We start from the raw sequence: 14,670 nt of genomic DNA, 5'->3' as shown, positions 1-14,670 counted from the left end.
CAGAACCCCGCTAAATCAATGATTTAGCGGTTGTTCCATGACAGAGCGGCCGCGCCACCGGTCCAGGCCAAGCAGCACCAGGCCAATCGCCCAGAACCCTGCCAACACCCCCAGCGCATTGAGCATCACCTGCCCATACCCGAGGCTCGCCACGTCGATGAACGGGTAGGCATAGACGCCAATCTCACTCCCCCGCCACAGTGCATAGGCAAAATACAGCGCCGGGTACAGCGCCCAGGCCGCCAGGTGCCACAGCCGCAACCTGCCCTTGGGCACGGCAAACCACCAGTACACCACGAACAGCGCGGGCATCACATCGTGCAGCAACTCGTCCGCCAGCCACTGCCAGCCCTCGGGCTGCCACAGGTGGCGCAACAGCACGCTGTAGGCCAGCGCGACCAGCACGATACTGGCCGCTACAGCAGAACTCACCGACGGCAGTAGAAAGAAGCGCCTGGCGCGACCCTCCCGGCCGAATGCCGCATAACTCAGCACCGTCGCCACCAGGGTGTTGGTCAACACGGTGAAGTAGCCGAACACGTTGACCAGGCCGCCAATCAGGCTGGCCTGCTCCTGCCAGCGCGCCAGCAATACCAGGTAGACCTGCACGGCCAGGCCGAACCAGCCGAGCACGGCGGCCAGGCACAGCCACGGGTGGCGCCGCATCTCAGGCGTTGCGCTGCAGCTTCACGTACAGCTGCTCGACCTTCTCCCGCGCCCAAGGGGTCTTGCGCAGAAAAGTCAGGCTCGACTTGATGGTCGGGTTGCTCTTGAAGCAGCGCACGTCGACGCGCTCGGCAAGGCCCTGCCATTGGTAGTGAGCCACCAGCTCGGTGAGGATCTGCTCCAGGGTCTTGCCGTGCAGCGCGTTGTGTTGGGCCGTGCTCATGCCAGTGCTCCAGCGTGGGAAAGGTGCGCACCTTACACGAGTGTAGTGGCCGGGGAACCTCAAGCCGCTTGAAAAACCGCTGGCCAGAGGCAAAACCCTTGTGATGAAATAGCAATGTTATACAGTTACATTACAACCGCCTCTGCCAAGGAACGCCCCATCCCCATGCTGTACATCCCGCTCCGCCTCTCCCCCCTCGCCGTCGCGCTCTGGCTGGCCTCATCCCCCAGCCAGGCCGTTGAACTCGAACCCCAGGTGATCACCGCCAACCCGCTGGGCAACCGTCAGCTGGCCGCCCCAAATACAGTGCTCGAAGGCGACGACCTGCTGCAGCAGCAACAAGGCAGCCTCGGTGAAACCCTGAACAAACAGTCCGGTGTCGCCTCTACCTGGTTCGGCCCAGGCGCCAGCCGCCCGGTGATCCGCGGCCTGGACGGCGACCGCATTCGCATTCTGCGCAACGGCGTCGGCGCCCTGGATGCGTCGTCGCTGTCCTACGACCACGCCGTGCCGCTCGACCCGGTGACCGTGGAGCGCGTCGAAATCGTCCGCGGCCCCGCCGCCCTGCTGTATGGCGGCAATGCGATAGGCGGGGTGGTCAATACGTTCGACAACCGCATCCCCGAGGCCCCCATCGAAGGCATCCACGGCGCTGGCGAGCTGCGGTATGGCGGTGCCGACACCACCCGCAGCAGCGCCGGCAAACTGGAGGCCGGCAACGGCGCCTTCGCCCTGCACCTGGACGCCAACAGTCGCCAGTTCAACGACCTGCGCATCCCCGGCTACGCCCGCAGCTCTAAAGTACGTGATGCCGACGAGCCGGGCAGCAAGCACCGCCTGGAGAACAGCGACGGGCGCCAGGATGGCGGAGCGATCGGCGGCGCCTACCACTGGGATCACGGTTATGCCGGCTTGTCCTACAGCCGCTATGACAGCAACTACGGCTCGGTGGCCGAGCCTGGCGTACGCCTGGACATGCAACAGGATCACTACGGGTTCGCCTCCGAACTGCGTGACCTGGACGGCCCGTTCAGCTCGGTCAAGGTCGATGCCGGTTATACCGACTACGAACACCGCGAGATCGAACAAGGCGAGGTGCACACCACCTTCAAGAACAAGGGTTACGAGGCGCGCATCGAGGCACGCCATCAGCCACTCGGGCCCGTTGAAGGGGTGATCGGCGCCCAGGTCAGCCGCAACGAGTTCTCGGCACTCGGCGAGGAGGCTTTTGTGCCGCAGACCGATACCGACAGCCTGGCGCTGTTCATGCTCGAACAATGGCAGGCCACCGAGCGCCTGAACCTGAGCCTGGGCGCGCGTCTGGAACACACCCGGGTCGACCCAGATGCCAAGGGCAACGAAACCTTTTCCGCCGCTGACAGCACCAGCAGTTTCAATGCTTTCAGCCTGTCATCGGGGGCGGTGTATCAACTCGACCCCATATGGTCGTTGGCCGCCAACCTGGCCTACACCGAGCGCGCCCCCACCTTCTATGAGTTGTATGCCAACGGTGCGCATGTGGCCACGGGGGCCTTTGAGGTGGGCGATGCCAGCCTGAACAAGGAAAAGGCCATTTCCGCCGACCTGGCCCTGCGCTTCGACAATGGCACCCACAAGGGCAGTGTCGGCGTGTTCTACAGCCACTTTCGCAACTACATTGGCCTGATCGGCACGGGCAACCTGCGTGAAGGCCATGACCACGACCATGGCGAAGATGACCATGACCACGATCATGACCACGACCACGGCGGCTTCCCGGAATACCAGTATCAGGGCGTGCGGGCGCGCTTCTATGGCATCGAAGCGCAAGACCGCTGGCAACTGGTGCAGAACCGTTACGGCAGCTTCGCGCTGGAACTGTCCGGCGACTACACCCGGGCCAAGAACCTCGACAGTGGCGAGCCACTGCCGCGTATCGCACCGCTGCGGTTGAACAGCGGCCTGGTCTGGGAGCTGGATCGTTGGCAGGCGCGGGTCGATGTGCAGCACGCCTCGTCGCAACATCGCAAGCCGGGCAATGAGACCAGCACCGATGGCTACACCACGCTGGGCGCCAGCGTGGGCTACCGCTTCGACATCGGGCAAAGCCAGTGGTTGGCGTTTGTGCGGGGTGAAAACCTGACGGACCAGACGGTACGTTATGCCAGTTCGATTCTGCGGGACATCGCGCCAGCGCCTGGGCGCAGTGTGCAAGTCGGGTTGCGTACGTCGTTTTGAAGTCCCCGGAGGGGGCGCTTTGCGCCCCTTCGCGGGTCAACCGGTCCCACAGGGTGGGCAAAAGTCAGTACCGCCTGGAGCACTGTTACAGGTTCAACAACAATCAACTGCGACAATTTGTCTTTTTTTCTTACAACTTCCCCTATATCCTCCCCGCCGCAAGCTGAATCGCTTCATCGAATCTACCTTGTTGCCATTTCCATTGACGGGCTCGCCCTTCGATGCCCTTGCCGTTTGTTCAATAATCAAAAGATAGCGCTATCTCATGTTTCTGTTGCCCAAAAACTGTTTCATCGGCCTCGCCTTGACCACACTTGCCGCCCCCACCAGCGCCAGCGAGATGTTCGCCAGCGATTCCCCCTGGATGCTGGGCGACTGGGGCGGTACCCGCAGTGAACTGCAGGCAAAAGGTTACGACTTCACCCTCGGCTACACCGGCGAGATGGGCAGCAACCTGCACGGTGGTTACGACCACGATCGCACCGCGCGCTACAGCGACCAGTTCACCTTCGGCAGCCACCTGGACCTGCAGAAGATTTTCGGCTGGAACGACACCGAGTTCCAACTGACCCTCACCGAGCGCCACGGCGACAACATCAGCAACGACCGTATCAACGACCCACGCGTCGGCGGCTTCACTTCCGCCCAGGAAGTCTGGGGCCGTGGTGAAACCTGGCGGCTCACGCAGCTGTGGGTCAAACAGAAGTATTTCGACGGCGCGCTGGACGTCAAATTCGGCCGCTTCGGTGAAGGTGAAGACTTCAACAGCTTCCCCTGCGACTTCCAGAACCTGGCCTTCTGCGGCTCGCAGGTGGGCAACTGGGTCGGCGGCATCTGGTACAACTGGCCGGTCAGCCAGTGGGCCCTGCGCGTGCGCTACAACCTGGCCGACACCCTGTATGCCCAGGTCGGCGTGTACGAGCAGAACCCCTCCAACCTGGAATCGGGCAACGGCTTCAAGCTCAGCGGCAGCGGCACCCAGGGCGCGATCATGCCGATCGAACTGGTGTGGAGCCCACGGGTCAATGGCCTGAAAGGGGAATATCGCGCCGGCTACTACTACAGTAATGCCAAGGCACAGGATGTGCTCGACGACAGCAACGGCCAGCCGGCCGCCCTCAGTGGCGCCGCCTACCGCAGCCGTTCGAGCAAGCACGGCATGTGGCTCGGCGCCCAGCAGCAGGTCACCTCGCTGGCGTCCGACCAGTCGCGCGGCCTGAGCCTGTTCGCCAACGCCACTTTGCACGACAAGAAGACCAATGCCATCGACAACTATGTTCAGGCAGGACTGGTATACAAAGGGCCTTTCGATGCCCGCGCCAAGGACGACATCGGCTTCGCCCTCGCCCGCGTGCACGTCAACCCGGCCTATCGCAAGAACGCCCGCCTGGCCAACCAGGCCGCCGGCCTCGACGACTACGACAACCCTGGTTTCCTGCCTGTGCAGGACACCGAGTACAGCGCCGAGCTGTACTACGGCATTCACCTGGCCGACTGGCTCACGGTGCGCCCCAACCTGCAGTACATCCGCCATCCGGGCGGGGTGTCGCAGGTGGACGGCGCCCTGATCGGCGGCCTGAAAATCCAGAGCAGTTTCTGAACCCACTTTTTGACCTAACGGAGAACCTACGATGAGCACTGACGGTGCCAAGAATGGAACCCGCTGGCTACCGCGCCTTCTGGGCGTGCTGCTGCTGCTGATGGGCCTGGCCCTGCTGGCTGGTGGTATCAAGCTGAGCCAGCTGGGCGGATCGCTGTACTACCTGATCGCAGGCATCGGCTTTGCCTTGTCCGGCATCCTGCTGCTGGCCCAGCGCCGCATCGCCCTTGGGCTGTATGGCCTGGTGCTGCTCGGCAGCACGGCCTGGGCATTGCTGGAAGTGGGCCTTGACTGGTGGCAACTGGTGCCGCGCCTGGCCATCTGGTTCGCCATCGGCGTGGTTCTGCTGCTGCCATGGGCGCGTCGCCCGCTGATTGGCCCGGCAGCCAAGGCCAACACCGCGCTGCTCGGCGTTGCAGTGCTCGCCTCTGGCGCCTGTGCCCTGGGCAGCCAGTTCACCCACCCCGGTGAAGTGTTCGGCGAAATCGGCCGCGAGAGCAGCGAGATGGCCAGTGCCGCGCCCGCCATGCCCGACGGCGAATGGCAGGCCTACGGCCGCACCGAGCATGGCGACCGCTACTCGCCACTGCGCCAGATCACCCCGCAGAACGCCTACCGCCTGGAAGAAGCCTGGCGCATCCGTACCGGCGACCTGCCGACCGACAACGACCCGGTGGAGCTGACCAACCAGAACACCCCGTTGAAGGTCAACGGCATGCTCTACGCCTGCACCGCGCACAGCAAGCTGCTGGCCCTGGACCCGGACACCGGCGCGGAGATCTGGCGCTACGACCCTCAGGTCAAGAGCCCGGTCGGCACCTTCAAGGGCTTCGCCCACATGACCTGCCGTGGCGTTTCGTACTATGACGAGAACAACTACGTCAGCCGTGACGGCAGCCCGGCACCGAAAATCACTGACGCCGGCCAGGCCGTCGCCCAGGCCTGCCCGCGCCGCTTGTACCTGCCCACCGCCGACGCCCGCCTGATCGCCATCAACGCCGACAACGGCAAGGTCTGCGAAGGCTTCGCCAACCAAGGCGTGATCGACCTGACCACCGGTATCGGCCCGTTCACCGCTGGCGGCTACTACTCCACTTCGCCTGCGGCGATTACTCGTGATCTGGTGATCATCGGCGGCCATGTCACCGACAACGAGTCGACCAACGAGCCGTCCGGCGTCATCCGCGCCTATGATGTGCACGACGGCCACCTGGTGTGGAACTGGGACAGCAACAACCCGGACGACACCAAGCCACTGGCACCCGGCAAAACCTACAGCCGCAACTCGGCCAACATGTGGTCGATCGCCAGCGTCGATGAAAACCTGGGCATGATCTACCTGCCGCTGGGCAACCAGACCCCAGACCAGTGGGGCGCCGACCGCACCCCAGGCGCCGAAAAGTACAGCGCCGGCGTGGTCGCCCTCGATCTGGCCACCGGCAAGGCCCGCTGGAACTACCAGTTCACCCACCACGACTTGTGGGACATGGACGTCGGCAGCCAGCCGACCCTGGTCCACCTCAAGACCGCCGATGGCGTGAAACCGGCGATCATCGTGCCGACCAAACAGGGCAGCCTGTATGTGCTGGACCGCCGCGACGGCACACCGATCGTGCCGATCCGCGAAATCCCGACGCCACAAGGCGCGGTGAAAGGCGACCACACCTCGCCAACCCAGGCCCGCTCCGACCTCAACCTGCTCGGCCCTGAGCTGACCGAACAGGCCATGTGGGGTGCCACGCCGTTCGACCAGATGCTGTGCCGCATCCAGTTCCGCGAACTGCGTTACGAAGGCCAGTACACCCCGCCGTCCGAGCAGGGGTCGCTGATCTATCCGGGCAACGTCGGCGTGTTCAACTGGGGCAGCGTGTCGGTCGACCCGGTACGCCAGTTGCTGTTCACCTCGCCCAACTACATGGCGTTCGTGTCGAAGATGGTGCCACGCGAGCAAGTGGCCGCCGGCAGCAAGCGCGAGAGCGAAACCAGCGGCGTGCAGCCGAACACCGGTGCACCGTATGCCGTGACCATGCACCCGTTCATGTCGCCGCTGGGCGTACCGTGCCAGGCACCGGCCTGGGGCTATGTGGCGGCCATCGACCTGTTCACCAACAAGGTCGTGTGGAAGCACAAGAACGGCACCACCCGTGACAGCACCCCGGTGCCAATCGGCCTGCCGGTGGGTGTACCGAGCATGGGTGGTTCGATCGTCACCGCTGGCGGCGTCGGCTTCCTCAGCGGCACCCTGGACCAGTACCTGCGTGCCTACGACACCAACAACGGCAAGGAACTGTGGAAAGCCCGCCTGCCGGCCGGTGGCCAGGCCACGCCGATGACTTACAGCGGCAAAGACGGCAAGCAGTATGTGCTGGTGACCGCTGGTGGCCACGGCTCGCTGGGCACCAAGATGGGTGATTACATCATCGCTTACAAACTCGCCGACTAAGCTTCTAGCGGCAAGCTACAAGCCACAAGAGAAAGCGGGGCCTGCATGGCCCCGTTTTTTTTGGAGCTTGCAGCTTCTAACGCGAAGCTTGAAACCCATCCCCCCGCGCCCCATCTAAGCACCATAGTCATTCACGCAGGTGCACCATGAACGACCAGCAGGATTTCCCGGAACACCCCGACGAACACAGCGAAGTCGAGCATACCGACACCCAGGCCGTACCCGGCCACGCCCTCGCACTGCCTGGCCAACAGCTGCCGGACAAGGTCTACGTGATCCCGATCCACAACCGCCCGTTCTTCCCCGCCCAAGTGTTGCCGGTGATCGTCAACGAAGAGCCCTGGGCCGAGACCCTCGACCTGGTGGCCAAGACGCCGGACCACTGCCTGGCGCTGTTCTTCATGGACACGCCGCCCGAAGACCACCGCCATTTCGACACCTCGGCGCTGCCGGAGTACGGCACCCTGGTCAAGGTGCATCATGCCAGCCGTGAAAACGGCAAGCTGCAGTTCGTCGCCCAGGGCCTGACCCGTGTACGCATCCGCACCTGGCTCAAGCACCATCGCCCGCCCTACCTGGTCGAGGTGGAATACCCGCGCCAACCCGCCGAGCCTACCGATGAGGTCAAGGCCTACGGCATGGCGCTGATCAATGCGATCAAAGAGCTGCTGCCGCTGAACCCGCTTTATAGCGAAGAGCTGAAGAACTACCTCAACCGCTTCAGCCCCAACGACCCTTCGCCGCTGACCGACTTTGCCGCGGCCCTCACCTCCGCCACCGGCACCCAGCTGCAGGAAGTGCTCGACTGCGTGCCCATGCTCAAGCGCATGGAAAAGGTACTGCCGATGCTGCGCAAAGAGGTCGAGGTGGCGCGCCTGCAGAACGAGATCTCGGCCGAGGTCAATCGCCAGATCGGCGAACACCAGCGCGAGTTCTTCCTCAAGGAGCAGCTCAAGGTCATCCAGCAAGAGCTGGGCCTGACCAAAGACGACCGCAGCGCCGACCTCGAACAGTTCGAGCAACGCCTGGAAGGCAAGACCTTGCCCGCGCAAGCCCAGAAGCGCATTGACGAAGAGATGGGCAAGCTGTCGATCCTCGAGACCGGCTCGCCGGAATACGCCGTGACCCGCAACTACCTCGACTGGGCCACCGCCCTGCCGTGGGGCGTTTACGGCAAGGACAAGCTCGACCTCAAGCACGCCCGCAAGGTGCTCGACCAACACCACGCAGGCCTTGACGACATCAAGGAACGCATTCTCGAATTCCTCGCCGTGGGTGCCTGGAAAGGCGAGATCAGCGGCTCGATCGTGCTGCTGGTGGGCCCACCCGGTGTGGGCAAGACCAGCATCGGCAAGTCCATCGCCGAATCGCTCGGCCGGCCGTTCTACCGCTTCAGTGTCGGTGGCATGCGCGACGAAGCGGAAATCAAGGGCCACCGCCGCACCTACATCGGCGCCCAACCGGGCAAGCTGGTGCAGGCACTGAAAGATGTCGAAGTGATGAACCCGGTCATCATGCTCGACGAGATCGACAAGATGGGCCAGAGCTACCAGGGCGACCCGGCTTCGGCGCTGCTCGAAACCCTCGACCCCGAGCAGAACGTCGACTTCCTCGACCACTACCTCGACCTGCGCCTGGACCTGTCCAAGGTGCTGTTCGTCTGCACCGCCAACACCCTCGACTCGATCCCCGGGCCCTTGCTCGACCGCATGGAAGTAATCCGCCTCTCCGGCTACATCACCGAAGAGAAACTGGCCATCGCCAAGCGCCACCTGTGGCCCAAGCAGCTGGACAAGGCCGGCGTGGCCAAGACCAGCCTGAGCATCAGCGACAGTGCCCTGCGCACCGTGATCGAGGGCTATGCCCGCGAGGCCGGCGTGCGGCAGCTGGAAAAACAACTGGGCAAACTGGTGCGCAAGGCCGTGGTCAAGTTGCTGGAAAACCCCGATGCCAAACTCAAGATTGGCAGCAAGGACCTGGAGACTGCGCTCGGCATGCCGGTGTTCCGCAGCGAACAGGTACTGGCCGGCAAGGGCGTGATCACCGGCCTGGCCTGGACCAGCATGGGCGGCGCCACGCTGCCGATCGAAGCCACCCGCATTCACACCCTCAACCGCGGTTTCAAATTGACCGGCAAACTGGGTGATGTGATGAAGGAGTCCGCCGAAATCGCCTACAGCTACGTCAGCTCCAACCTCAAGCAGTTTGGTGGCGACCCAAGCTATTTCAACGAAGCCTTCATCCACCTGCACGTGCCCGAGGGCGCCACGCCCAAGGATGGCCCGAGCGCCGGGGTAACCATGGCCAGCGCCTTGCTGTCGTTGGCACGCGACCAAGCGCCGAAAAAAGGCGTAGCGATGACCGGTGAACTGACCCTCACCGGCCAGGTGCTGCCGATTGGCGGTGTGCGTGAGAAGGTGATTGCCGCCAAGCGGCAGAAGATATTCGAGTTGATCCTGCCTGAGGCCAACCGCGGCGACTTCGAAGAACTGCCCGACTACCTGCGCGAAGGCTTGACGGTGCATTTCGCCAAGCGCTTTGCCGACGTGGCGAAAGTGCTGTTTTGATTCTGTGCAGGCCTCTTCGCGGCGCGAACCGCGAAGCGGCCTATACCGGTAGGTAGCACAAATCTGCATGTGGTTCGGTTATCCTCAGGCCATCGCCAGCCTTCGGAGCCAACATGGCCGCCCCACGTCTGCTCGTTCCCCTGAGCCTCGCCCTGCTGACTGCCTGCGCCCAGCAGCCCAGGCAAACCGTCCAACTCGACGCTGAAAGCGAATGCCCCAAGCGGCTGCAGGTCGGTCAGGCGCTGACCCTGACCCTGCCCAGCAACCCCACCACCGGATACCGCTGGTTGGTGCAGAACCCCGCCTCGAATGTACTGCGTAGCCTCGGCCCCGAGGTTTACAGCGCCCCCGAGGATGCCGGTATCGTTGGCAGCGCGGGCATTTCCTCCTGGCGCTTCGAAGCCCGCGCTGTTGGGGAAGGGCATTTGGTGTTGGTCTATCAGCAGCCGTGGGCGCCGGAAGTGCGCCCCGTGCAGACGTTTGATTGTTCAATCAACGTGAATTGAACGCACTTCAGACCGTTTCGAAACGGCGGCGCAAGGCTAGCAGGTAATCACGTGCTTGCCCTAACGCAGCCCCAAGTGCTTCTGGTGTAGTGGAAGCACTCAATGCATCGCAATGAACCTGCCATGCATCGGTGAACTTGCCCGCTTGTTCCAACCAGGGTGTACGGTTCTCAAGCAACGCCTCCACACTGGCAAATTGACCGGCTTCATACTCTGCCTTTTTCAGTTGCTGTCGAAGATGATCCAACGTTCTTTTTTGTTCGACCTGAGCATCGCTAAGTTTCTTTCTGGCCGTAACGACATCGGCGAACCTTCGGCCTTGCTCCAGCAGATCCAGGTGCTTGTTGAGGTTGCTCAAGGCCGCCTTGACCAGTTCTGGGCTAACCGTGGGATCTTTAATCGTTGTCAGCACGCGATCTATATCACGTTCCTCTGGAACGGTGTTGCGCAACGCCTTGCGTACAGAAGGCCGATCGAGTGTCTCGAACAGAGCATCCACTTCTTCCAGCTTTGAAAGCTTGTCGGCGAGCATTTTTTCGACCTCTGCAATGCCCTCTCGCTGCTTCACGACAACAGCCTCATGCGCTTGCTTAAGTTCTATAACACTCGGTGAGCGATAGCCACCTACCCGCCCTATAGCCTCGACAATATCGCTGACTTCTGCACGCAGGTCTTGGCGGATACGCAGCAATTCTTGTTCATCCTGCTGGGGCAGCGTGTCATCAAGGGCGAGGTTCAATGCGATCAAGCTTACCACCGCTTTTTCCCGCAGAGCATCATTGCCGGCTCCAACCAAGGTGATCAGATCCAGCAAGCGCTCACGCACGGCGGGCAGCATTGCAGTGGACTCACTGTAGTAAAGACCTTTCATCCGAGTCTCAACCTGCAGCATAACTTTTACATCAGGAAGGTCATCCATTATTATTTTCATAACAGCAAAGCTCCTTAATCACCCAGCAGGGTCTCATTGAACAGCTCAGAGAGTTTCTTGGTAATACCTAGAATGTCACGCCACGGTGTGATAACCCGCTCAAAACCAGCGGCAAACTGCTTAAGCTCTAACTGGGTCGACACACGCTTCACTTTTTTCAGCGAGTTAGTTGCGTAGGCCTCCAACAACACCCAAACATCTTCGAGATTTTTGGTCGCCGTGCTCACATCCACCAACCTGAATTGCATATCATTCAAAATAGCCTTGATACCTTCGAACTCTTTGACTCCTCCCCCCAACAATACATCCTTATTAACGGACAGTTTCTCATGCTGTTTGATCAGCTCGTTTTTCTGCGCCCTGACGGTTTCAGCTTGAGCGCCATAGATTCCGCCTGTTACTAACAGCCCGAGCGGCCCAAAAACCAAGCCGTAGAACGCGGCACCGACAAGGCCATTGTACTCGTCAAGTTTCCGCTTAATGTCGCCATCGAGTTGGACGAGTTGATCTTCGATCGATTTCAGCCTGTCAGCAGCATCGTGATGCTTAAAATTATCTAACAAACTTCTGGCCGTAGGCACCAAGTTATTGGTAATCGTATCACCAAAACGATCAATGAGCTTTTTGACCTGCCGAATACTCTCTAGCTTGTCGGCTATATCCTGAGTAATGCCCGCCAGATGAGCATCCACACCTTCATTAAATGTTTTAGATTCGAACGCAGTAAGCGTGAGAGTCGCAAGAACAGCGGAATCTTCTGGCAAGGAATCCCACGCGTCGAGGCTCTTGATGATTTTTAAAAGGTTGACGCCATCCAGGATCAGGTTCTCAGCAAATATCTGCAGATCAGCCCCCATTCTTTTGCATGAATCTTCAATGCCATCCCAGGTGGCTACGTGCGCGCGCAGGTTATTGAAAAACGCGTTGATGTCCTCTGCCTCAAGACCGAGATCGGACAGCACCTCGATTTCTGAAACTTGGTCAGGCGTCGGCAGCTGGCGAACCTTATCCCCATAACGCTTGATCGCTATCAAATTCTCTCGACTAAAAATAAAGGCAGGCTCTTTCGCCTTTAATTCAAATATCTGACTGGGTATCAGTATTGCCCGCTGCTCTTCAGTCAGCTCTTCAAATGGCTTCCGTTCATGCTGCGCGCCACTACCTTTAACAAAAGGCACATTGTCTACGCTACTGTTTCCCATACAAAAGCTCCACGGCGGATATGAAGTATTCCAAGCAAGATCTAACCACCCAAACAAAGTAGCGCTGGCAGCTGATTACTGAAGTCAGGGTATTGTCGATAACTTGCCGGAAAAGTCGCCATGCGCGGACGGATCAATGAATGGGGGAACACGCTCCCCCCCTCCCCTCTGCCACTTCGGTCCGATAAATAGGCAGCCGCAGACTCTTTTCGCTAGAATATTGCCCCCTCATTACCCACGCCTGAGTCTGCCGTGAGCCAATCCCCCGACCGCCTCTTCGCCCACCCCCTGGAGCAGGTACCCGATTTCGCCTTCAACGAAGACGTGGTGCGCGTATTCCCAGACATGATCAAGCGTTCGGTGCCGGGCTACCCGACCATCGTCGAGAACCTCGGCGTGCTGGCCGCACGCTTCGCTCAGCCGAACAGCACGCTGTATGACCTGGGTGCTTCGCTGGGCGCCGTCACTCAGTCACTGCGCCGTCATGTGCGCAATGATGGTTGCCGGGTCATCGCCGTCGACAACTCTGCGGCCATGGTCGAACGCTGCCGCCAGTACCTCACGGCCCAGGACTCGATGTTCCAGGAGTTGCTGCCAGTGAACGTGCTGGAAGCCGACATCCTCGCCCTGCCCTTCGAGCCGGCCTCGGTGGTGGCGATGAACTTCACCCTGCAGTTCATCGCCCCCGATCAGCGCCTCGAACTGCTTGGCCGTATTCGGCAGGCGCTGTTGCCGGGTGGCGCGTTGATCCTCTCGGAAAAATTGCACTTCGCCGACGACGACGAACAGACCCTGCTCAATGAACTGCACCTGGACTTCAAGCGGGCCAACGGCTACAGCGAACTGGAAATTGCCCAGAAGCGCAGCGCCATCGAAAACGTGATGAAGCCAGACACCCTGGAGACCCACAAGGCGCGCCTGCGCGCTGCCGGGTTCTCGAAAGTGGTGCCGTGGTTCCAATGCCTTAATTTCGCCTCGCTGATAGCCCTGCCATGATCGATCTATCCCCCCTTGTCCGCCGCCTGGCGGGTACGCCCCTGGCTTCCTGGTCGCAAGGCCTGCAAGCACAGCTGGAAGCCAAACTGGAAAAAGGCCACGGCGACCTCGACCGCTGGCGCGGCGCGCTCGACGCCCTGCCCGCCGTGCAACCGAGCGAAATCGACCTGGTCAACGGGCTGCGCCTGGACTGCGACTGCGACGATGCCACCCGCGCGCGGATGCGTGAGGCGCTGATGGGCCTGTCGCCCTGGCGCAAAGGGCCGTTCGATCTGTTCGGCGTGCATGTGGACACCGAATGGCGTTCGGACTGGAAATGGTCGCGGGTCAGCCCGCACCTGGACCTCAAGGGCAAGCGCGTACTCGATGTCGGTTGCGGCAATGGTTATTACCAGTGGCGCATGCTCGGCGTCGGTGCCGACATGGTGGTTGGGGTCGACCCCAACTGGCTGTTCTTCTGCCAGTTCCAGGCGGTGCAGCAGTATTTGCCCGATCTGCCAGCCTGGCATTTGCCGTTCGCCCTGGAAGAGCTACCCGCCAACCTGGAAGGTTTCGACACCGTGTTTTCCATGGGCGTTTTCTACCACCGCCGCTCCCCTATCGAGCACTTGCTGGCGCTCAAGGACTGCCTGGTCAAAGGGGGTGAACTGGTGCTGGAGACACTGGTGGTCGAAGGCGATGAGCAACAGGTTCTGGTCCCAGAAGACCGCTACGCGCAGATGCGCAACGTCTGGTACCTGCCCTCGGTGCCGGCCCTGGAGCGCTGGTTGCGCCGTGCCGGGTTCAGTGATGTGCGCTGCGTCGACGTCAGCGTCACCAGCATCGACGAACAGCGCAGTACCGATTGGATGCGCTACCAGTCGTTGAGCGACTTCCTCGACCCGAACGACCACAGCCGCACCATCGAAGGCCTGCCAGCGCCGCGCCGGGCGACATTGGTAGCGCGCAAATAAAAAAGGCGCCCAACGGGCGCCCGAACAACCCTGCGACGAGGAGCGATGGCGCCGCAGGTGGGTAAAGTCAGTCCTTGGCCACCTCGCGGGCCTTCTGCTGCGCTGTGCGCTCCCGTTCCACCCCGGCCTGTTGCTTTTCACCGTGCAGGCGCTGCTGGTCCTGACGGAAGGCTTCCCAGAACTGCCGGGACCGCTCGGCGCCACCTTCGGCATAGGCGCTGACGCTGCCAAAGGCCAGGGTTGCCAGCAGCAGGTATTTGATCAGGTTCATCGTGCTTGCCTCGTGATAACCGTTCAGATGGGGCCATCCTAGCGAGGCGTAGCTAACGCCAAGGTGAGGCGGGCATTACAGTCCTGCAATGTGGC

Annotated in this window: 12 protein-coding genes; 7 read left to right on the top strand and 5 right to left on the bottom strand. The window is 61.4% G+C overall.

The genetic code is table 11. The features are described 5' to 3' along the window. Positions 1 to 15: 15 nt before the first annotated feature. Positions 16 to 666 carry a Pr6Pr family membrane protein gene (locus HU766_RS11405; protein ID WP_186656675.1) on the bottom strand — a complete coding sequence of 217 codons (651 nt, stop codon included), beginning with the start codon at positions 664 to 666 and terminating at the stop codon, positions 16 to 18. Between the two features lies 1 nt (position 667). After that, positions 668 to 889, bottom strand: a complete 222-nt coding sequence (locus tag HU766_RS11400) for a VF530 family protein (RefSeq protein ID WP_095064225.1) — start codon at positions 887 to 889, stop codon at positions 668 to 670. Between the two features lie 165 nt (positions 890 to 1,054). On the opposite strand from HU766_RS11400, the gene HU766_RS11395 reads away from it, so the two are divergent. The 5 genes from HU766_RS11395 to HU766_RS11375 all read left to right on the top strand — a co-directional run bounded on the left by HU766_RS11395 (position 1,055) and on the right by HU766_RS11375 (position 10,222). Continuing rightward, a complete protein-coding gene (locus HU766_RS11395) occupies positions 1,055 to 3,106 on the top strand; it encodes a TonB-dependent receptor (RefSeq protein WP_186656674.1) in 2,052 nt (683 codons plus the stop codon). A gap of 265 nt (positions 3,107 to 3,371) precedes the next feature. Next, complete coding sequence (locus HU766_RS11390) at positions 3,372 to 4,706, top strand: carbohydrate porin (RefSeq protein ID WP_047583634.1); 1,335 nt, start codon at positions 3,372 to 3,374, stop codon at positions 4,704 to 4,706. Between the two features lie 31 nt (positions 4,707 to 4,737). Next, the gene (locus HU766_RS11385; protein ID WP_186656673.1) at positions 4,738 to 7,149 is read left to right on the top strand and encodes a glucose/quinate/shikimate family membrane-bound PQQ-dependent dehydrogenase; all 2,412 of its coding nucleotides are present in this window, start codon (positions 4,738 to 4,740) and stop codon (positions 7,147 to 7,149) included. 146 nt (positions 7,150 to 7,295) lie between these two features. Next, a complete protein-coding gene (lon, locus tag HU766_RS11380; protein ID WP_186656672.1) occupies positions 7,296 to 9,716 on the top strand; it encodes an endopeptidase La in 2,421 nt (806 codons plus the stop codon). Positions 9,717 to 9,829: 113 nt separating this feature from the next. Further along, entirely contained in the window at positions 9,830 to 10,222 is a 393-nt protein-coding gene (locus HU766_RS11375; RefSeq protein ID WP_186656670.1) for a protease inhibitor I42 family protein, read from the top strand. Positions 10,223 to 10,229: 7 nt separating this feature from the next. Here the strand turns inward: HU766_RS11375 and HU766_RS11370 are convergent, their stop codons facing one another. Then, positions 10,230 to 11,153 carry an alpha-xenorhabdolysin family binary toxin subunit B gene (locus HU766_RS11370; protein WP_186656668.1) on the bottom strand — a complete coding sequence of 308 codons (924 nt, stop codon included), beginning with the start codon at positions 11,151 to 11,153 and terminating at the stop codon, positions 10,230 to 10,232. Between the two features lie 14 nt (positions 11,154 to 11,167). Continuing rightward, positions 11,168 to 12,355, bottom strand: coding sequence for an alpha-xenorhabdolysin family binary toxin subunit A (locus HU766_RS11365; RefSeq protein ID WP_186656654.1), 1,188 nt, complete (start codon positions 12,353 to 12,355; stop codon positions 11,168 to 11,170). 252 nt (positions 12,356 to 12,607) lie between these two features. Between HU766_RS11365 and cmoA the strand changes: the two genes are divergently transcribed. Together cmoA and cmoB are read left to right on the top strand one after the other, a co-directional pair. Then, positions 12,608 to 13,351, top strand: a complete 744-nt coding sequence (cmoA, locus tag HU766_RS11360) for a carboxy-S-adenosyl-L-methionine synthase CmoA (RefSeq protein ID WP_047583628.1) — start codon at positions 12,608 to 12,610, stop codon at positions 13,349 to 13,351. After that, positions 13,348 to 14,304, top strand: a complete 957-nt coding sequence (gene cmoB / locus HU766_RS11355; RefSeq protein WP_186656641.1) for a tRNA 5-methoxyuridine(34)/uridine 5-oxyacetic acid(34) synthase CmoB — start codon at positions 13,348 to 13,350, stop codon at positions 14,302 to 14,304. The genes cmoA and cmoB overlap by 4 nt, the downstream gene beginning before the upstream one ends. Before the next feature lie 67 nt (positions 14,305 to 14,371). On the opposite strand, the gene HU766_RS11350 is transcribed toward cmoB, so the two are convergent. Then, positions 14,372 to 14,575: a hypothetical protein gene (locus HU766_RS11350; protein ID WP_186656633.1), complete on the bottom strand. Its 204-nt coding sequence runs from the start codon at positions 14,573 to 14,575 to the stop codon at positions 14,372 to 14,374. Positions 14,576 to 14,670 lie beyond the last annotated feature (95 nt).

Source organism: Pseudomonas sp. SWRI77 (assembly GCF_014269105.1).
GTDB classification, from domain to species: domain Bacteria; phylum Pseudomonadota; class Gammaproteobacteria; order Pseudomonadales; family Pseudomonadaceae; genus Aquipseudomonas; species Aquipseudomonas capeferrum.
The sequence above is the reverse complement of the archived record's forward strand: the minus strand, read 5'-3'. Positions and strand labels throughout refer to the sequence as shown.